Below are 21413 nucleotides of genomic sequence, written 5' to 3' on the forward strand. Positions count from 1 at the left end.
TTAGTTAAACAAAGTCGGAGAGTTTTTGAATGAGGTTGCACTAATTACTGTAACCAGTAGTTTGTAGTCATCAATACGGACGTGGTTAGTTCATTAGTTTCTAAAACAAATTTAAATAATTATTGATGTCTGTTTAAATTTTGAGGCCATTTCGATGGTCGGTGTGCACGCAGTCGTGTTGCTGAGTGTTAAGCGTTTACTTTACATAAGTGTCGAAACGTCCACGCTTTAATAGCTGAATTTTCTCACCTAATTAGAAAAACTGAATTATTATCTATATAAATTTCGTTTACTTACTATTATAGGGACTTAGGTTTCCGAATCTTGCAACATGAGCTTTTTTATATGCTGAGTCAGCTTCTCGATACTTTTCATAAGCTCTTGAGAACTCTTGATTTTCCTCAAGCAAAACATTGATATTATTGATTAATTCTTGTTTTCGCTCCTCTTGCTCTTTATTTCCCATCAAAGCAGTCGCATAAGCAGAGAGAATATTCCCTCTATTAATCTCTTCCGTTACGATCTCTTGTATTATTCGCCAATCAAATGCATTTCTACATACTTTAGAGCTTATGTGAGAGCCAGTTTGAGTTTCTGTTCTACATTCAAAATGCAGGTCTTCATCCTTGATGAGGTGGTTAAATTTTTCCATGAATGCAAGACGCTCTTTTTGTCGTAATTTGTAAAAATAACCTAGTGGTCTAGAGCCCTCGATAGTTATTGTCTCAATATCTTGGTTTAGAGATTCTGGCACCAACGTATTTGATAAAGCAAAAGAGCTGAACAGCGTTAAAAAGAATACATATTTCATTAGATGATACCTAATCTGATAAACAATCTCTTATTATCAAAGCTTATTTGCAAACCAAGGATGTACAGGTAAGCTGATGCTATAAGTAGCCGCCTTGTAACTCGTAAACTAAGCCAAATTTGGGTTACCAATTCGCGAGTTTGGAAGAAGTTTCTCCACCTTGCGCTTGAGGGTTTGGTTTAGCAACAACGGATGGTGTCGAAGATCTACAAGAGATCTCGAAGGGACACTCAAGTTAATATTAATAACGTATTGTACCGGAAGGCATGTAGCCGCATACGGTTGAGAAAGGTTTACTTACAAATAGTTGTAAGGGGTGAAATAAAGCGGCTGCTAAAAAGTGCTTTTAACGAAGTATAGACATTTTTCGCACAGCATTCTGAACTATTCATTTTTTCACCTTTCCGTCTCTAAATCCTTGATATTCAATTGTACTATTCAGAGATACGACATCCTTCTCAGTGCTAGCTTAGTCAGAATGTTCCATTAAAGCCAATTGATTTTTGAGCAACTCATGAATACTGCTTGTGATGAGATTTGTCACCATTAGTGACGATAGGGTTTAAAGGAGTTTTTATTTGAGTTAAATAACGCTTACTAGAACCACACTCTACGCTTTGCAAAGCGACATGGTATCAGTTGCTCGACAACAACGTTGGGCTTGCTGATTTCAAAAAGACAAGTTTTTTATATATTCGAAGATATTTAGTTCTATGGACTTTTCGGTTTCGATAATGCTGTAGAAGAGTGCGTTGGCTTTTACACCTATAGTACTTTGAAATTAAAGCCTCGTTGTTTTTAATTCTCGCCCCGGATAGTGAGGCGAACCAAAGCTCCCAGTGCAGTTTTTAGAGACATTTTACTCAATAGTATCAAACCACTTTGTTAGACAGTATTTTCCCTTCCACTGCCTTTGACCAAATCTGCCTACAGCGTGAACATGAAAAAAGGATTTTGCAATATCAACACCGACTTGAGTAATCTAAATATTGGTAACTCGACATCACCACGCTGAACAAATAAAAGACAACTACTCAAGTTCAGGAGGAATCCATTCCATTGGATACGCTTCAATACCTAAGTTCATAATTATCTCAGAAGCGCTAAAACGCGTAAATCAGCATAAAACTAGCCATCCAATAAGTTATTGAATTAGTGCTAACCGTTTATTGATGCGTTTACTGCATTCAGTACTGCAATAGGGTCTTCTGCTTTTGTGATAGGTCGCCCCATAACTAAATAGCTCACGCCCGCTTTCATTGCATCAGGAGGTGTCATAACCCGCTTTTGATCCCCTGCGTCTGCGCCTACTGGGCGAATACCTGGTGTCACTAGAAGAAAGTCGTTGCTATGTTTCTCACGTAGCGCGCTGGCTTCTTGCGCCGAACAAACAATGCCGTCTAACCCTGCTTTTTCTGTAAGAGCAGCCAGGCGCAAAACTTGTTGCTCTGGTGTTACACCGCTTACCACATCAGCAAGCTGCGCCTCGTCCATGCTGGTAAGTACGGTAACCGCAATAAGCTTAGTTTGAGGATTAGTGCTTGTTGCAATGGCTTCTTTCGCCGCTTGCATCATTGGCAACCCGCCAGAAGCATGCACGTTTACCATCCATACACCCAGCTCCGCCGCTGCTTTACATGCTTTGGCTACCGTATTGGGGATATCGTGAAATTTCAAATCGAGAAAAACATCATAGCCTTTGGCAATAAGCGCCTTCACAAACTCTGGCCCGAATAAGGTGAACATTTCTTTGCCCACTTTTAGCTTACACAAGCTTGGATCTAGTTTATCTACAAACGCCAAGGCAGTGTCTTTATTGTCATAATCTAAAGCAACAATAACGCGTGGGTCATGCATGTCTTTTTATTCTCCGTCTAGCCCTTTAATTGGTTTCACTACGCCCCATTTTTTACAGCTCGGGCAAAGCCAGTATAATTTTCGACCTGAAAATCCACAGCTTCCACAGCGGTATTTTGGCCGTTGCAGCATTTGTTTTTCTACTAGTTCTTTTAACAGCCGCAGACTATCAGCTGTGGTTTTATCTGTGAGCTGATCAATATAAAGCCCCATTAGGGTTTTGAAACCCCGCATGGTAGGACGCTTTCTAAGTTGTTCTAACAAATACTCAGCAGCTTGAAGCGTTTCGCCACGCTTCATTAAAATATCAACCATAGCCAAGTACGAGGTAGCGCACTCTTGCCAGTGGGCTTCTAAGTTCTTTTGAAAACTGTCCCACTCATCAGTTTCTTCGGCTATTTTTTCAAGGCTAGGAACCGCCTCGCTAAACCAATTAATGTCACGTTCTGCGACTTGAGTAAAATAGGCGTTCGCGTCTGTATAGCGCTGCTGTTCTAAAGCAATATCGCCTAGCATTAACCACGGCCTTACAGCGTGTTCATCTGCATTTACGGCTTTTTGAAGAAGCGTTAATGCTGCGCCTTGGCTATCATTTTTAAGCTCTACTGCCGCCTGCTCACAATAAAAATGAGCCAGCCGCTCGCACACGTCATCATTATCACCATGGCACTGAACCATCCGCTCAGCTAACTCTATGGCGCGCTCCCATTCTTTCGTAGTCTGGTAAATGCTAAATAGCTGTTGTTGTGCAACAAGATAATGTTTTTCGCTGTTAAGCAACTGAAGGAATGCATTTTCAGCACGTTCTAAAAAACCTGCTTGTGTATAGTCATGACCAAGCTCTCTGAGGGCGTTCTCACGCTGAGCTGGCTGAAGTTCGTCTCTACTTACTAAATTCTGATGCACCTTTATCGCACGGTCGATTTCACCGCGATGGCGGAAAAAGCTACCCATTGCGATGTGGGTTTCCACCGTATCGCTATTCACGTTAATCATTTTAATTAACGTGTCTACGGCCTTATCAGGCTGGTCTGAAAGAAGAAAGTTCAGGCCTTTATAATAATGTTTTGATAGGATACTAGACTGCTTTCGTTGGGCTTGGCGGACACTATTTCGTCCCATTATCCAGCCATAACCTGCCGCAACAGGCAAAAGAAGAAACAGCAGTTCGAGCATTAGTGTTCTTGTTCCAAACTCTGTATTTTTGATTGAGCACTCATCAGCTGTACCCTCAATTTAAGCCAGCTTAACAGCATGATAAGAATGCCAACGCCTACGCCGATTGATAAAGTTATTGCAATGAGGGTCGATAGACGTAAATTAGCTTGAGCTATCAAATAATTTACTGTCACTTGTGCTTCATTTTGCGAGCCAATAACAAACGCAATGGAAAGCAGCACCAGAATGATAAGAAACGTTAGGATCCCTTTCAACACTAAACCCTTTTTATTGATTTATTTACAAGAATAGCAAAATGCGAAAAGAGATTACACAAAAAGAGTAGCAGAATTGCGTTTAAGCAGCCCCTTCTGCCTGCAGTTCTCGTCGTTCTGGTTTAGCAATGAGGTTGTCGATAACTAGATCGTGATGCAATGCCGACATGTTAGTAATGAAAATGCAATGCGTATAACCCGCTTGCATGGTTTCAAGCTTTCCATACATGGCTTTATCTATTTTAGACAATTGGGCTAAACGCTTTTTGGTTAATGGAGTAATAGCGCCATGACACCGAATGGCAGTTACATCTGTAGCACTTAACTGTATTTTCCCATCATCAAGCTGTGACTTGATCTGGGTTCGCAACTTAGAAAAAAGGAAATCTCGCTCTTTTATATACACCAGCCTGTTATCACTTTTTCTTACGCAGTGTACTACAAGTGCCTGGTTGGACGTTTCTTTAAACATACCCTCAAGTATTCGAGACTTTGGCTTTGCTTGACCTTTATCGGCAAAGAAACCGTGCAGCGGAATAATATTTTGTGTTCGCGAAAACGGATAAAGATCGTCAGACGAATCACTCTGGTAAACGGTTTTCAATCTGTCCAACGTAAATCGGTTCATTACACAAAGTACCGCTAAGGAAGGCATATGGCGGACGGCAAGTTCCCATATAAAACGGTGCGTTGAACGCTGAATCCGCGCAATATCTCTCACCTTAAAATAGGCTGTGTTTTCCTCAACCATGTTATCGACACTGGAGCCAACCTTGGCTTTCCTCGTGTCCTCTACTAGACAAAGTCTAGCAACACCGGTACTTGCCTGATAATGAACAAGCTTATACTTCTCGCCTTTAATTTTTAATTCTGGTACCGATACACGAACTTCTTTTTGCAATTCACTGTTCGGTGCCACAATCAATTTCATGCCGCTGGCGCTTAAATCTGCCACACGAGCATCGAGAGAAGAGAGTAAACCCACTTTAATTGACGCCGGCTTATCGATGATATAGCGAGTCTCTGAGCGCCTGTCTAAGTCTTCTTCCATCACATAGTCAATCCGCCAGTTATTTCCACTGGCCTTGAGCGATTTAGATAGAGGTTTGAAGTCACATTTAGCGGAAAGTGTTAAGTTAGTCAGGTAAGAAGAGACGTCTTTGCAATACAACACGTGAGATATCTGAGCCAGTTGTTCGAACTCTTTACTGGCGATATCGTGGATTGCAAAGGCTTTTTGCTTATCTTCTCTGCTTACTGCATCAAGACGACAATGCGTACATATAAAGTCGCCGCTTTTCGCGAGCAAATAGACCAAGGCATTCAGTTGTTTGAGCGCTAACAACTGACGATGGGTTGCGGTTATTTGGACGTTTCCACTTTTTGTTTTGATGTTTCCCTGGAAAACATACGCCTCGTTGTATTTGCGCAATTCCTCTACTAGCGTTGCGAAAATGGGCTTGTCTTGCAGACTCGCCAATAACTTTTCCGCATTGTTATGCTCTACATTGGCCTTTGTAAAAAGTGCAATAACGGGTTTCAGTGATTTTTTCTCAGGTGCTAAAAAGACAGGTAACCAAGGGCTATTTTCCAATATGCGGTCACGCTCTAGCTCCTGCATTGCGCGTTCTATTTCTAAGTCTCGTTGAAGCGGCTGCTTGTAGGCCGTTACCGCGACATAACGTTTTAACAATGCGATAAATTCTTTGTCTACATCATTTTTAAAGGTGAACGAGGTTTCATACTTTCCAAGGTGCTTATTATACTTAACCGTCTCTAACTCTAGCGTTATCTCAGTAGGTTCTTTAGTGAGACCCTTAACCTCAGGAATGGTGAAAGTTAGCACATCACCGGTAGATGCATTAGGGGGCCTTTTTGTCTCAAGGGTTATTTCCCTGTGCGACATCGAACTAATTGAGCAATGCCGCCCTTTTTCAAATTCTGGAGAAGAAATAGTGAAATTAGGTCGAATGGCTATGTCTTCACCAAAATCAATATCCGTAAATGATTGACTCTCGACATTGAAGGCATCAACAATTTTCTTAAATTGCTCTTTCTTTATCTGATTTTGATAGAAGTCCGAGTTCATTACTGACTCAAACACACCTACCGTATACCTGTCTTGATAAAGCGAGGTTTCATTTTTAAGTATCTGTGCGCCCACTTTATCAAGGCGCATTTGGACCCCGAAATGTTTAAATTTCATCACGGGAAATTGGGCGAACGCTGAGTTATCTGCAGGCGCGTCTGTAAGTGAGGTCAGCCTTACGACTTCCTCTTTTACTACCTTTCGGACACTACTTGGAAGGCGCTTCGAAAATTTGTTTATCCCTTCTAACAACTTATTTTGCTGTTCGTAAGGAATTAAAGCGCGAATTAGCGGCTGGTATTGTTTTATTATTGCTTGTTCATCGCCGGCTGACATTGCTTCATGAATACCGTTTATTGTTATCAGAACAATATATAACCCTATTCAACTTGGGGTCAATAGGTATTAAAAATTAAACGTAAGTATATAGAGCTAATGGTTTGTCAGCGATACAAAACCATTCACGTCCACCACTTACTCATAAAAAACGAGCAGACAGAAAAAAGCCGCTTTACAGCGGCTTTTAAATTGCGTTATGCGATTGAGGCATCTACCCGCTCGCGAAGTTCTTTTCCTGGCTTGAAGTGAGGTACATATTTACCATCAAGTTTCACTGTTTCACCCGTTTTAGGGTTTCTACCCACGCGAGGTGCGCGATAGTGAAGAGAAAAACTACCAAAACCTCTAATTTCAATACGCTCACCCTTTTGAAGGGTTTGCGCCATTTGCTCTAGAAGTTCTTTGATTGCCAGTTCGAGTTCTTTCGCCGGAATATGACGCGCTTGATCCGCGAGCCGTTCAATTAATTCAGACTTGGTCATGCTTAACCTCATTGTCAATATTATTGTTTAAACAGCTATCGCGAATTGGGTGTGCATGTGCACACCCACAAAAGCATTATTCGCCTTTAGCAGCTTTGAATGCTTCTGCCATCGCGTTAGCGAAACCAACATCTTCTTGCTGGTTAACTTTATCGATAGCTTCTTTTTCGTCAGCCTGATCTTTCGCTCTAACAGATAGGTTAACAGTGCGGTTCTTACGGTCAACACCCATGAACTTCGCTTCGATGCTATCACCAACACTTGCTACTTCTGTTGCGTCTTCAACACGCTCTACAGCAAGATCTGCAACGCGGATGTAGCCGTCAACTTCTTCAGCTAGGTTTACAGTAACGCCTTTCGCATCAACTGCTGTTACTGTACCAGTAACGATAGCACCTTTCTTGTTATCTGTCAGATACTTGTTGAAAGGATCTTCTTCGATTTGCTTAACGCCAAGAGAGATACGCTCACGCTCTGGGTCGACTTGTAGTACAACTGCAGAGATTTCGTCGCCTTTCTTGTAGTCACGAACCGCGTCTTCACCAGACTTGTTCCAGCTGATGTCAGAAAGGTGAACTAGACCGTCGATGCCGCCGTCAAGACCGATGAAGATACCGAAGTCAGTGATTGACTTGATCTTACCAGATACTTTGTCACCTTTTTCGTGTGACTCAGCAAATGTTTCCCAAGGGTTAGCAATACACTGCTTAAGACCTAGAGAAATACGACGACGCTCTTCGTCAATTTCAAGAACCATTACATCTACAGTGTCACCTAAGTTAACAACTTTAGATGGGTGGATGTTCTTGTTAGTCCAATCCATTTCAGAAACGTGTACAAGACCTTCAACGCCGTCTTCGATTTCAACGAAGCAGCCGTAATCAGTAAGGTTAGTAACCTGACCGTTGATCTTAGTACCTTCTGGGTAACGAGACGCAATTTCTTGCCATGGATCGTTGCCCATTTGCTTCATACCAAGAGAAACACGCTGCTTCTCTTTGTCGAACTTAAGTACTTTAACGTTGATTTCGTCGCCAACATTCACGATTTCACTTGGGTGCTTAACGCGCTTCCAAGCCATATCAGTGATGTGTAGAAGACCGTCTACGCCACCAAGGTCAACGAACGCACCGTAGTCGGTAAGGTTCTTAACGATACCCTTGATTTCATGACCTTCTTCAAGGTTAGCAAGTAGTGATTCACGCTCTTGGCTGCTTTCAGCTTCGATAACTGCACGACGAGAAACAACAACGTTGTTGCGCTTAGCATCTAGCTTGATAACTTTAAACTCAAGCTCTTTGCCTTCAAGGTGCGTAGTGTCGCGTACTGGACGTACGTCAACAAGAGAACCTGGAAGGAACGCGCGTACACTGTTAACTTCAACAGTGAAACCGCCTTTAACTTTACCGTTGATAACGCCTTTGATAGTGACTTTATCTTCGTAAGCTTTTTCCAGCTCAACCCACGCTTCGTGACGCTTGGCTTTTTCACGAGAAAGAATAGTTTCACCGAAACCATCTTCTACTGCGTCTAGCGCTACATCTACTTCATCACCAATAGCGATTTCAAGTTCGCCTTCAGCGTTTTTAAATTGGTCAGCTGGGATAGCACTTTCTGATTTCAAGCCTGCGTCAACAAGAACGATATCTTTATCGATAGAAACAACAGTACCTTTTACAATTGAACCAGGACGTGTTTCTAGTTCTTGTAAGCTTTCTTCAAAAAGTTGTGCAAAATTTTCAGTCATAAGTCTCAAATAAACTTTTAAGTTGATATCCACGCTTCTTATCCGGATAACGCGGGGTTATTAAATTTAGTCGCCACTCCCTGTAGCAACACTGCTTTGGATGCGATCAGCTCTCGTCATTAAAGGCGTGAGGAAATAATATCCATCGCTTTTTCAAAGACTTGGTCAATATCCAAGTCTGTTGAATCTATAATTACAGCATCTTGTGCCGGTACCAATGGTGCGACTGCACGTTGTGTATCGCGCTCGTCTCTGGCTTTGATATCGGTCAAAAGGCGCGCAATATTAACATCCATGCCCTTTGCTTTCAACTGGCTATAACGACGCTCAGCACGAGCCTCTGCGCTAGCTGTAAGGAAAATCTTTACAGGCGCATCGGGGAATACTACGGTTCCCATGTCGCGACCATCTGCTACCAAGCCAGGGTCTTGTTGAAAAGCACGTTGTCTGCGAAGCAAAGCTTCACGAACACGAGGCAAAGCGGCGACTTTGGATGCTACCGCTCCGACTTCTTCAGTACGAATGTCATCAGTGACATCTTCGCCTTCTAGGATAATACGGGTAGTATCGCCATTCGTCTCGAAACTTACATCGAGACCGGTTGCTAGAGGAACAACACATTCTTCATCATCACACGGCAGGTCGTGGTGAAGTGCGGCAACTGCTAAAACACGGTAAATCGCACCGCTATCTAGAAAATGCCACCCTAATTTTTTTGCTAACAAGCTACTTAATGTACCTTTGCCAGCGCCACTTGGACCGTCAACCGTGACTACGGGTGTGGAATGCATACCTGCTCCATCATTTAAATTACTAAAAAATCGCGCGTAATTATACGCTTTAGCACGGGATAAGCAATGCCACCTATACTAGGTGGCATTGAACATTAGGATAAATCTGATACAGATCAACATGAATGCAGTGAATAAAAAACAATCGCTGCACTACTTTAGGGTCGCCTTATGCGTTATAGAGTGTTTTAAAACGCGTAAAGTAATCAGGGAAAGTTTTTCGAGTGCATCCCGGGTCATTAATTGTGACTGGAGTATCGCTAAGCGCTACCAGAGAAAAGCACATGGCGATGCGGTGATCATTATATGTATCTATTTCTGCATGCTTCAGCGAGTCCGTCGGCCATACTTTAATATAGTCGTGGCCTTCTTCTACCTTTGCGCCTAACTTCTGTAGTTCCGTTGCCATAGCAGCAAGTCGATCGGTTTCTTTTACACGCCAATTATAGATATTGGTCATGGTTGTTGGGCCTTCAGCAAACAGTGCTGTGGTCGCAATAGTCATAGCCGCATCAGGAATATGATTCATATCCATATCGACACCTTTAAGCGGTGCACCGGTTATTTCCACGTATTCGTCGTTCCACACAACCTTTGCGCCCATTGCCTCAAGCACATCAGCAAAGCGGATATCGCCTTGAATACTGTTCTGGCCTATTCCGGTTACGCGTACCGTTCCACCTTTGATGGCGCCAGCTGCAAGGAAGTAAGATGCAGACGAAGCATCACCTTCTACCATGAATTTACCCGGCGACACGTACTTTGCACTGCCCGAAACCGTGAACGTTTGATAGTTATCATTACTAACCGTAACGCCAAACTTCGCCATGGTGTCTAGCGTGATGTCGATATAGGGCTTAGAGACTAACTCACCTTTAATACGAATCGTAACATCGCCTGAAAAAAGCGGAGCCGCCATAAGAAGCGCTGTCAGAAACTGACTGGAAACACTTCCATCTACAGACATCTCACCGCCACTTAATGTTTTACCCTTAATTTGCAGCGGCGGATAACCGTCGTTTTTTAAATAGGTAACGTCGGCGTTGGCTTCGCGCAATGCATCGACTAAGTCTCCAATGGGACGTTCTTCCATACGCGGCTCGCCAGTTAGCACGGTATCAACATTACTCGCAGCGAGCGCGGCACATAATGGACGCATTGCCGTACCGGCATTACCTAGAAAAAGTTCTAGCGGTTCAGCCACGTCAAATGCGCCGCCATTGCCTTGCACGACACACTGCGTTTTGTCATCACTGAGGCGGTAGCTAACGCCTAGCTTCGTGAGGGCATTAAGCATGTGTTCAATGTCTTCACTGTCAAGAAGGTTAGTCAGCTCCGTTTCGCCTTCTGCTAACGCCGCAAGTAGCAAAGCGCGATTAGACAGACTCTTTGAACCAGGTACATTGACCTCTCCCGATACTTTTGCAATCGGGTCTAATGTTAACTGTTCCATTTTATCCATTCACTCTTTCAAATTCGCGCATAAACTCAACAAGCGCAACAATACCTTCAACTGGCATTGCGTTATAAATACTGGCACGCATACCCCCTACCGAACGATGGCCTTTCAATGCAAGTAAACCAGCGTCTTGTGACTGTTGAAGAAATAGTTTATCTAAGTCAGGGTTAGCTAAATGGAACGGTACGTTCATTTTCGAACGGTTGTCGGGGTGTACCTTGCTTGAATAAAAGTCAGAACTATCAATCGCAGAATATAGTAACGCTGCTTTTTCAGCGTTGCGTTTTGCCATAGCATCAACGCCGCCCATATCTTTAAGCCATTCAAATACAAGACCCGCCAAATACCAAGAAAAAGTAGGCGGTGTGTTGTACATAGAGTCTGATTTGGCTGCCAGCGCGTAATCAAAGATAGAAGGCGTTTCTTTTCGTGCCTTGCCCACAAGGTCATCACGTACAATAACTACAGATAAGCCGCTAGGACCAATATTTTTCTGTGCGCCGGCATAAATGACACCGTGTTTTGCGACGTCTAAAGGTTGCGACAAGATAGTTGACGACATATCCGATACCAGAGGTACATCACCAGACTCTGGTAACCAATCAAAGGCAATACCATCAACCGTTTCGTTAGGGCAGAAGTGATAGTATGCAGCAGACTGGTCGATATCGCTTAATGGAGGCTCTGCGATATAATGAAGGCCGTCTTTTTCAGACACCTCACCAACAACAACAGCATTGTTGTATTTGTTGGCTTCATCTACTGCACCTTTTGACCAAGAACCACTTACCAGATGAAGACTGGTATCGTTCGCATTTGACAAGTTTAGCGGTACCGCCGCAAACTGCCCGCGACCGCCACCATGTGTGAAAAGTACGTGGTAGTTGTTAGGAATGGATAGCAGGTCGCGCAAGTCTTGCTCTGCCTTAGCTGCTATTTCAATGAAATCTTTACCGCGGTGGCTCACTTCCATAACAGAGCAGCCTAGATCGCGCCAATTCGTAAATTCTGCTTGAGCCTTTAGCATCACTTCTTTAGGAAGCATGGCTGGACCCGCACTAAAGTTAAAAACCTCTTTCATCGCGTTGTTCAACACCTGTAGATAATTACCATTAAACTCACGAGCATATTTATATTCCGTGAGCCATTAGGCAAACAAGCGGCAAAAGCCGCTTGTTTAAAAGAACACTGATAATGCGCAAGGCACGTTGCTCGCGCGTTACCCCTACTCTTCTGTCGTTGAGCCTTCACCGTCTTGTGCGGTGTTATCTTGCTCTTGAACAGCAGTTTCTGCTTGTTCTGGCGCGTCATCAAGAATTATTGGGTTACCGTCTTCATCTAATTCTTGTAACTCGGCAACTTCTTCAATTCGTTGCAAACCAACAACGTGCTCGCCTTCAACTGTACGTATTAAGCGAACGCCTTGTGTGTTACGGCCTACTACCGACACTTCACCAACACGGGTTCGTACCAGCGTGCCTTGGTCACTAATAAGCATTATTTCATTGCTTTCGTCAACCTGTACCGCACCTACAACTTTCCCGTTACGCTCAGATACCTTAATCGACACAACACCTTGCGTCGCGCGGCTCTTCGCTGGGTAATCTTCTAACGGCGTACGTTTACCGAAGCCATTTTCTGTCGCTGTCAGGATGGGTCCGTCGCCCTTAGGTACAATAAGTGAAACCACTTTTTGACCATCTTGTAGACGAATACCGCGAACACCTGTTGCAGTTCGTCCCATAGGACGAAGCGCTAACAGCTCTTCACCTGTTTCTGGGTCGCGCTTGACTTCACCTGTTTCGCTATCGCGAAGCTTTTCGTTGAAGCGAACTACTTTACCCGCATCAGAGAACAGCATGATATCGTCATCACCATGGGTGATATCAACACCAATCAACTCGTCGCCGTCATTCAGATTTACTGCGATAATACCGCTTGAGCGAGGGCGAGAATATAGGCTTAGGTCAGTCTTTTTAACTGTGCCGTTTGCCGTTGCCATCAATACAAACTTGCCTTCTTCAAATTCTTTAATTGGAAGAATGGCGGTAATTCGCTCGTTATCTTCTAAAGGAAGAATGTTTACAATTGGGCGTCCACGTGCGTTACGACTAGCAAACGGCAGTTGATAAACCTTCAACCAATATAAGCGTCCCCGTGTAGAGAAGCACAAAATGTGATCGTGAGTGTTAGCCACTAACAATTTCTCGATGATGTCTTCATCTTTCATCTTAGTGGCAGACTTACCACGACCGCCTCGACGCTGTGCTTCGTAATCCGTGAGCTTTTGATACTTCACATACCCCTCGCGAGAAAGGGTCACAACAACATCTTCCTGCTCGATTAAATCTTCAATATCAATATCGTGGCTTGCAGCGGTAATTTCGGTACGACGCTCGTCGCCGAACTCGTCACGGATCTTTTCAAGTTCTTCTTGAATGACTTCCATCAAACGCTCAGGGCTATTTAAAATGTGAAGTAGTTCAGCGATAAGCTCTAGAAGCTGTTTGTATTCTTCGAGGATCTTCTCATGCTCTAGACCTGTTAACTTGTGAAGACGCAGGTCAAGGATCGCTTGGGCCTGCTGTTCAGTCAGATAATATTTGTCATCACGAATACCAAATTCCGGCATTAGCCAATCTGGACGAGCAGCATCATCACCAGCGCGTTCTAGCATTTGGGCCACGTCACCTAGGTCCCAACCTTGTGCAACAAGCGATTTCTTCGCATCTGCAGGGCTTTGCGACGCTTTAATCAACTCAATAATAGGGTCGATGTTGGCAAGAGCGATAGCTAAACCTTCAAGGATGTGAGCACGGTCACGGGCTTTGCGTAATTCAAAGACAGTACGGCGTGTTACCACTTCACGGCGGTGAAGGATAAAACACTCTAAGGTTTCTTTTAGGTTGAATACCTTAGGCTGGCCATTGTCCAGCGCAACCATGTTAATACCAAAGACCGTTTGAAGCTGGGTGTTGGCATATAAATGGTTGAGCAGCACTTCTGCAGATTCGTTGCGTTTAACTTCAACAACAATACGCATACCGTCTTTATCAGACTCATCGCGCAGCGCTGAAACGCCTTCGATACGTTTTTCCTTTACAAGCTCGGCAATCTTTTCAATAAGGCGTGCTTTATTTACTTGATAAGGTATTTCGTTAACGATAATGGTTTCTTTGCCGTTAGCGTCAGTTTCAATGTCTGCTTTAGCGCGAAGATATATTTTGCCACGACCGGTACGGTAGGCATCTTCAATACCTTTACGACCACTGATCATCGCCGCTGTTGGGAAGTCAGGACCCGGTATGTAAGTCATTAGATCATCAATCGTAATTGATGGGTCTTGGATCAATGCAATACAGCCGTTAACAACTTCAGTAAGGTTATGCGGCGGAATATTCGTCGCCATGCCTACCGCGATACCCGAAGAACCGTTTATAAGGAGGTTAGGTACTTTTGTAGGCAATACTTCAGGAATAAATTCTGTACCGTCATAGTTGGGTACAAAATCTACGGTTTCTTTATCCAAATCAGCAAGAAGTTCGTGGGCAATTTTTGCCATACGAACCTCTGTATAACGCATGGCAGCGGCTGAGTCGCCGTCAACCGAGCCAAAGTTACCCTGCCCGTCTACCAACATATAACGGAGAGAGAAAGGCTGCGCCATACGAACAATGGTATCGTAAACTGCGGAATCACCATGAGGGTGATATTTACCTATTACGTCACCTACCACACGGGCAGATTTTTTGTATGGCTTGTTAAAGTCATTTTTCAGTTCGTTCATTGCGAACAGCACGCGACGGTGCACTGGCTTCAAGCCATCTCTTACATCAGGCAAGGCTCGCCCGACAATAACGCTCATCGCGTAATCAAGGTATGAGTTCTTTAACTCTTCCTCAATATTAACGGGGAGGATTTCTTTAGCGTTATCAGACATAAACTGCTTAATCCCTTTATTTTGGTTTGTTCTGCGTTATCCAGCGCCTTGCATCACATCATTGTGAAAGCAAGACTGGGCGCGCACTCTTGTTATTATGTGGGTCATAATCGTTGCTTGAGTGTACCACTTGATGACAGATTTATGTAGCGGTTAATTACGCTTATTGGGCAACAAAAAGACAAGCGATTATTTTTCACTCACCCATTGATATAAAAACACTAAATCTATTTAAAAACAGTGAAACACGCGCCTGATTTGCGATATCTTAAAAAGAGATAGTTTAAGGATCGTTTTACTCATGACGAATGTAGATCAACAAGAAATCAATAAATTTTCTGAACTCGCCTCTCGCTGGTGGGATCCTGAAGGTGAATTTAAACCTCTCCACTTGATTAACCCCCTGCGCTTAGATTTCATTAATCAGCACAGTGAAGGACTCTTTGACAAAAAAGTTATCGATATTGGCTGTGGAGGCGGTATTTTAGCCGAATCTATGGCGCGTGCTGGCGCAACTGTCACCGGTTTAGATATGGCAGAAGCGTCATTAGAAGTTGCTAAATTACATGGCTTGGAGTCTGGAGTAAAAGTAGACTACGTTTGTTCAACCGCTGAAGACTTTGCTCAAGATAATGCTGGCGCGTTCGATGTCGTAACTTGTATGGAAATGCTAGAACACGTGCCTGACCCCGCATCTGTTGTCATGGCCTGCGCAAAGTTAGTCAAACCTGGTGGCCATGTTTTTTTCTCGACGTTAAACAGAAATATAAAATCCTATCTGATGGGTATCGTTGGCGCTGAGTATGTTCTTAAACTCGTGCCAAAAGGTACGCACGATCACAGTAAGTTTATAAAACCTTCAGAGCTCATGGCGATGACCGATCAAGCAGGTTTACTCCCCCGTGACATGACAGGGCTTCACATGGACCCTATCTCTCAAGGTTTTTATCTTTCGTCTAATAATGTAGACGTAAACTACTTACTTTATACAGTGGCGCAAAATTAAATTAACACTATATCTTGGGTTGCGTCGATATTTTAAACACCATATATCGTGTTTTTATAAAAATTGAATCTTAAGAATAAATTAATTTTTACATTAAAGAATCTAATTAAAATGCTTGCAATCCCGTTATTTAATGCTTGTAGAACCCTAAAAAGTTAGTTGTTACTAACATAAATTCCATGCCAGTTTGAGTGCTTGAAATACCACCAGATATTGGGTTGCATTACGGTTAAAACCTCACTATCTTGTGTTTGATTCAGCAAGCGATCCCAGCCCATTTTTGGGATCGCCAGATCGCAGCTTTACAAGTAGGTGAACGAACTCATCTGACTGTTGCGACAACAAGCTCGCTGGAAAAAAGCAGTAAACGAATTTAACAAGCAGTCTTTACTTCAAACTTTAGAGGTTTTGGTCTAGGCCGCTTTTGTGTGGGCTGTTATTTGGCGTGAGTCAATGTAAATAGCAGTAATTCATACAATAATTAAAATTAAAATGGGCAACACATAGCCCCGCATCAAGCGCTAACAGAAAAACGGCCAGTAACATGAACAACAACTTATTTGTTACCAAACGCAACGGTGAAAAAGAAACCATCGACTTAGAAAAAATTCATAAAGTCGTTACTTGGGCAGCCAAAGGCCTCAATAACGTTTCAGTTTCACAAGTTGAAATAAAAGCACAGATCCAGTTTTATGACGGTATTAATACCAGCGAGATCCACGAAACCCTGATCAAATCAGCGGCGGACCTGATCTCAACTGACGCGCCGGATTATCAATACCTCGCTGCGCGCCTAGCCATTTTTCATCTTCGCAAAAAGGCATATGGCCAGTTTGAACCACCTTCGCTGCTTACGCATGTAGGTAAAATGGTAGACATGGGCAAGTACGACAAGCACTTGCTTGAAGACTACACGGCTGAAGAATTTGCAGAAATGGATTCGTACATCGACCATTGGCGCGATATGAACTTTAGCTATGCGGCGGTAAAGCAGCTTGAAGGTAAGTACTTAGTACAAAACCGTGTTACTGGCGAAATTTACGAAAGCGCACAGTTTTTGTATATCTTAGTGGCGGCATGCCTTTTCGCGAATTATGACAAAAACACGCGTATGGATTATATCCGTCGCTTCTATGATGCTGCTTCAACATTCAAACTGTCTCTACCTACGCCTATCATGGCCGGTGTGCGCACGCCAACACGTCAGTTTAGTTCATGCGTACTTATCGAGACGGGCGATAGCCTAGACTCAATTAACGCAACGGCAAGCGCTATTGTTAAATACGTAAGCCAGCGTGCTGGTATCGGCGTAAATGCAGGTCGCATTCGTGCACTTGGTAGCCCTATCCGCGGTGGTGAAGCATTCCATACTGGCTGTATCCCGTTTTACAAATACTTCCAGACTGCCGTTAAAAGCTGTTCACAAGGCGGTGTTCGTGGTGGTGCAGCAACACTCTTCTACCCGATTTGGCATATGGAAGTCGAATCTTTATTGGTTCTTAAAAACAACCGTGGTGTAGAAGAAAACCGTGTACGTCACTTAGACTATGGCGTTCAGTTCAATAAACTGATGTACCAACGTATGATGAAAGACGGCTACATTTCATTGTTTAGCCCGTCTGATGTACCTGGTCTTTATGATGCATTCTTTGCCGACCAACAGAAATTCGAAGAGCTTTACGTTAAATATGAAAACGACGATAGCATCCGTAAGAAGCAAATTAAAGCTATGGAACTGTTCAGCCTGTTCATGCAAGAGCGTGCCAGCACAGGTCGTATTTATCTTCAAAACGTTGACCACTGTAATACGCATAGCCCATTCAACCCAGAAGTGGCGCCAGTACGTCAAAGCAACCTTTGTCTTGAAATTGCGCTTCCTACTAAGCCGTTGCAGCACGTTAATGATGAAAACGGCGAAATTGCATTGTGTACGCTATCTGCATTCAACCTTGGCGCAATTAAGTCACTAGATGAGTTCGAAGAACTTGCCGATCTTGCTGTACGTGCACTTGATAACCTTCTCGACTATCAAGACTATCCTGTTCCGGCGGCATACAATGCTACTATGGGGCGTCGCACATTAGGTGTCGGTGTTATCAACTTTGCTTACTACCTTGCTAAAAACGGCGTTAAATATTCAGATCACAGTGCGAATGGTCTGGTTCACCGTACATTTGAAGCAATGCAGTACTACTTATTAAAAGCGTCGAACAATCTTGCGAAAGAGAGAGGTGCGTGTCCTAAGTTTAATGAGACAACGTATTCGCAAGGTATTTTGCCAATCGACAGCTACAAGAAAGATCTTGATAGTGTGTGTAATGAACCGCTTCATTACGACTGGGATGCGCTTCGTGAAGAAATTAAAACTCACGGCTTGCGTAATTCTACGCTGTCAGCATTGATGCCATCAGAGACATCTTCACAGATTTCTAACGCGACGAACGGTATTGAGCCACCACGTGGATTCATCAGTATCAAGTCGAGTAAAGATGGTGTGCTTAAGCAAGTAGTACCTGAGTACGAAACTTTAAGAGATCAATATGAGCTACTTTGGGATATTCCTTCGAACGATGGTTACCTACAACTTGTTGGTATCATGCAGAAGTTTATTGACCAAACTATCTCAGCAAATACAAACTATGACCCAAGCCGTTATGAAGGTAATAAGGTACCAATGAAGCTTCTGCTCAAAGACCTTCTTACCACTTACAAGCTTGGTGTTAAGACACTTTATTATCACAATACTCGCGATGGTGCATCAGACACCTCAGCGCTAGACGCAAAAGCAAGCGAGCCTATGCCACGCCAAGAAGAGGTGGTTGTAGAGGAAGATGATGATTGTGCAGGCGGCGCGTGTAAAATTTAATACGCGCTCACCTGTTTAAGTGGCAAGTGTATAAAAGGATATTACCGCACTTGCCCTTAACGTTTCGCAGCAAGAACACAAACAATAATACGCGTTAATCATTAAGTTTTTAGTTAGGCTATCATGAAATACACTACGTTTAATCAGCAAAGTACTAATCCATTGATCGAACCGATGTTTTTCGGCAACCCCGTAAACGTTGCACGTTACGATCAACAAAAACATGCCATTTTCGAAAAGCTTATTGAGAAACAAATTAGCTTTTTTTGGCGTCCTGAAGAAGTTGATGTTTCTCGTGACCGCGTTGATTTTCAGAAATTAACCGATCCAGAAAAACATATCTTTATATCAAACCTTAAGTATCAGACTCTTCTGGATTCGGTACAAGGCCGCAGTCCAAACATTGCATTTTTGCCCATTATCTCGCTACCTGAGCTAGAAACCTGGGTTGAAACATGGTCTTTCTTTGAAACGATCCACTCTCGTTCATACACGCATATTCTTCGGAACTTGTTTTCAGACCCGAGTGAAATTTTTGAAGATATCGTAGTGAATGACGAAATTAAGCGCCGCGCTGCTGATATCTCTAAGTACTACGACGACCTCATTTTTGCCACTCAGCTATGGCAAACGCAGGGTGAAGGCATTCATACCGTTAACGGTACTGCCTACACGGTTAACATGTACGAGCTCAAAAAGAAGCTGTTTCTATGTATGAACTCGGTAAACGCACTTGAGGCTATCCGTTTCTATGTGTCCTTTGCTTGTACCTTTGCATTTGCTGAACGTAAGTTGATGGAAGGTAATTCAAAGATCATTCGTTTGATAGCCCGTGATGAAAACCTTCATCTCTCATCAACACAGCATATTCTTAATCTTTGGGCTAAGAGTAAAGACGACCCAGAAATGGCACAAATTGCAGAAGAGTGTAAAGACGAAGCTCGTGCTATTTTCATGAATGCCGTTGAGCAAGAGAAGCAATGGGCAGATTACCTGTTTCAGAACGGTTCAATGATTGGACTTAACAAAGAGATCCTTTGCCAGTATGTTGAATACATCGCAAACCAGCGCATGTCTGCTATAGGCCTAGATGCGCCGTTTGATATCAGCAGTAATCCGCTACCTTGGATGAATAACTACCTGAATTCAGACAACGTTCAAGTTGCTCCTCAAGAATCTGAAATTAGCTCTTACCTTGTTGGTCAGATTGACTCAGCGGTAAGCGAAGACGACTTTGCCGATTTTGAGCTGTAAAATTACAGCTTGATGAGTAGTAATGAAAAATTCGTCCGCATCGACGTGGTCGATGTGGGCGCGATTCATGCCCCTTCTGATAAAACCATTCTAAGCGCCCTTGAGGCAGCGGACGTTCATATTCACTATCACTGTCGTGAAGGGTTTTGTGGTGCGTGCCGAAGTAAGCTTATAGAAGGCGAAGTTGAGTATACTACCGACCCCCTTGCTTTCATCGATGACGACGAAATTCTTCCCTGCTGCTGCGTTGCCAAATGCCCTTTAACCATTAAAGTTCCTCTCTAGGTCTCTAATCTCTGGGCCCTAATTTCGTAAACAAAGAGCATCTCGCTTTTTGGCGTTCTCTAAAGCAGCTTTATTTACCGTTATCGCGCACAACGATTATGAATTAGCGACTCCAGCTTTAAATGTCTCTTTTTACTGGTCTTCTTCCCTTTTACTTAAGCAGTAGCGCTCCCACTTTCCCGCTATCAATTTCTAATGAAAGTAATCCACTTCAACATCTGTACGTAGGAACTGTCACTAATCAAACGTAAGGAAAATGTTATGAGTGAAGTATCTGGAAAAGTTGTCATTATTACTGGCGCGAGCAGCGGGCTTGGAGAGGCTACTGCGAAAATGCTTGCAGGCAAAGGCGCCAAATTGGTCCTTGGTGCCCGTCGTGAGGAGCGTCTTAGAAAACTCGTTGACGATATTGAGTCATCTGGTGGCGTAGCAACTTACAAGACCGTAGATGTCACGAAAAAGGAAGAGGTACAAGCACTCGCAGATGCAGCAATTGAAGCTTACGGACGAATTGATGTCTTAGTGAATAACGCAGGTCTCATGCCTCTTGCACCACTGGATGAATTGAAAGTGGAAGAATGGGAGCAAATGATAGACGTAAACATCAAAGGCGTTATGTACGGCGTTGCTGCAGTGCTAAAACCAATGCGTGAACAAAAAAGTGGCCACATCATCAACCTATCATCGGTTGCGGGCCATGTGGTGTTTCCCGGTGCTACTGTTTATTGTGCTACGAAGTTTGCAGTAAAAGCGATTAGTGAAGGTATTAGAAAAGAATCTAACGGCCAGATTCGCTCAACGAATATCTCGCCAGGCGCCGTCGCTACTGAACTGACTGACCATATCTCTCACAAAGATTCCAAGCAAATGGCGGACGATATGTATGACGATGCCATAGATGCAGATGCTATTGCCCGCGCGGTGACCTTTGCAATTGAACAACCTGGTGATGTTGATATAAACGAAATGATTATCAGGCCTACGAATCAGGAGCTATAGTTCTGACTTTTTTATGACTAGCACTAGTCAATCATTGATAGCAAGGTCTGCTCTA

Annotated in this window: 16 protein-coding genes; 5 read left to right on the forward strand and 11 right to left on the reverse strand. The window is 43.4% G+C overall.

What is annotated here, in order from left to right; all coding sequences use genetic code 11:
• Positions 1-289 precede the first annotated feature (289 nt).
• The 11 genes from GVO62_RS10300 to gyrA form a co-directional block, all read right to left on the reverse strand.
• Positions 290-811 (reverse strand): hypothetical protein, encoded by a 522-nt coding sequence (locus GVO62_RS10300; RefSeq protein WP_159119094.1) that lies wholly within the window; start codon positions 809-811, stop codon positions 290-292.
• Positions 812-1969: 1158 nt separating this feature from the next.
• Positions 1970-2668, reverse strand: coding sequence for an orotidine-5'-phosphate decarboxylase (pyrF, locus tag GVO62_RS10305; protein ID WP_159119096.1), 699 nt, complete (start codon positions 2666-2668; stop codon positions 1970-1972).
• A 6-nt stretch (positions 2669-2674) separates the two neighbouring features.
• On the reverse strand, positions 2675-3844 hold the full coding sequence (gene lapB, locus GVO62_RS10310; RefSeq protein ID WP_159119098.1) for a lipopolysaccharide assembly protein LapB: 1170 nt from the start codon (positions 3842-3844) through the stop codon (positions 2675-2677).
• Positions 3844-4101: a LapA family protein gene (locus GVO62_RS10315; protein WP_159119100.1), complete on the reverse strand. Its 258-nt coding sequence runs from the start codon at positions 4099-4101 to the stop codon at positions 3844-3846. The genes lapB and GVO62_RS10315 overlap by 1 nt, the downstream gene beginning before the upstream one ends.
• An 82-nt stretch (positions 4102-4183) precedes the next feature.
• Complete coding sequence (locus GVO62_RS10320; protein ID WP_159119102.1) at positions 4184-6526, reverse strand: PilZ domain-containing protein; 2343 nt, start codon at positions 6524-6526, stop codon at positions 4184-4186.
• Between the two features lie 197 nt (positions 6527-6723).
• Positions 6724-7011, reverse strand: coding sequence for an integration host factor subunit beta (gene ihfB / locus GVO62_RS10325; RefSeq protein ID WP_014949641.1), 288 nt, complete (start codon positions 7009-7011; stop codon positions 6724-6726).
• A gap of 76 nt (positions 7012-7087) precedes the next feature.
• On the reverse strand, positions 7088-8758 hold the full coding sequence (gene rpsA / locus GVO62_RS10330) for a 30S ribosomal protein S1 (protein ID WP_105931390.1): 1671 nt from the start codon (positions 8756-8758) through the stop codon (positions 7088-7090).
• A 119-nt stretch (positions 8759-8877) separates the two neighbouring features.
• A complete protein-coding gene (gene cmk, locus GVO62_RS10335) occupies positions 8878-9549 on the reverse strand; it encodes a (d)CMP kinase (protein ID WP_014976668.1) in 672 nt (223 codons plus the stop codon).
• A 169-nt stretch (positions 9550-9718) separates the two neighbouring features.
• The gene (aroA, locus tag GVO62_RS10340) at positions 9719-11002 is read right to left on the reverse strand and encodes a 3-phosphoshikimate 1-carboxyvinyltransferase (RefSeq protein ID WP_159119104.1); all 1284 of its coding nucleotides are present in this window, start codon (positions 11000-11002) and stop codon (positions 9719-9721) included.
• Position 11003: 1 nt separating this feature from the next.
• On the reverse strand, positions 11004-12089 hold the full coding sequence (serC, locus tag GVO62_RS10345; protein ID WP_159119106.1) for a 3-phosphoserine/phosphohydroxythreonine transaminase: 1086 nt from the start codon (positions 12087-12089) through the stop codon (positions 11004-11006).
• Positions 12090-12233: 144 nt separating this feature from the next.
• A complete protein-coding gene (gyrA, locus tag GVO62_RS10350) occupies positions 12234-14948 on the reverse strand; it encodes a DNA topoisomerase (ATP-hydrolyzing) subunit A (protein ID WP_159119108.1) in 2715 nt (904 codons plus the stop codon).
• Between the two features lie 301 nt (positions 14949-15249).
• Here gyrA and ubiG point away from each other — a divergent pair, with 301 nt between their 5' ends.
• The 5 genes from ubiG (at position 15250) to GVO62_RS10375 (ending at position 21358) form a co-directional block, all read left to right on the forward strand.
• Positions 15250-15954, forward strand: a complete 705-nt coding sequence (gene ubiG, locus GVO62_RS10355) for a bifunctional 2-polyprenyl-6-hydroxyphenol methylase/3-demethylubiquinol 3-O-methyltransferase UbiG (protein ID WP_159119110.1) — start codon at positions 15250-15252, stop codon at positions 15952-15954.
• Positions 15955-16498: 544 nt separating this feature from the next.
• Entirely contained in the window at positions 16499-18820 is a 2322-nt protein-coding gene (nrdA, locus tag GVO62_RS10360) for a class 1a ribonucleoside-diphosphate reductase subunit alpha (protein WP_159119112.1), read from the forward strand.
• 123 nt (positions 18821-18943) lie between these two features.
• Complete coding sequence (nrdB, locus tag GVO62_RS10365) at positions 18944-20074, forward strand: class Ia ribonucleoside-diphosphate reductase subunit beta (RefSeq protein ID WP_159119114.1); 1131 nt, start codon at positions 18944-18946, stop codon at positions 20072-20074.
• A gap of 12 nt (positions 20075-20086) precedes the next feature.
• Positions 20087-20359 carry a class I ribonucleotide reductase maintenance protein YfaE gene (gene yfaE, locus GVO62_RS10370; RefSeq protein ID WP_159119116.1) on the forward strand — a complete coding sequence of 91 codons (273 nt, stop codon included), beginning with the start codon at positions 20087-20089 and terminating at the stop codon, positions 20357-20359.
• Positions 20360-20620: 261 nt separating this feature from the next.
• Positions 20621-21358 (forward strand): SDR family oxidoreductase, encoded by a 738-nt coding sequence (locus GVO62_RS10375; RefSeq protein ID WP_159119118.1) that lies wholly within the window; start codon positions 20621-20623, stop codon positions 21356-21358.
• Positions 21359-21413: the final 55 nt, after the last annotated feature.

Source organism: Alteromonas sp. KUL150 (assembly GCF_009811475.1).
GTDB lineage: Bacteria > Pseudomonadota > Gammaproteobacteria > Enterobacterales > Alteromonadaceae > Alteromonas > Alteromonas gracilis.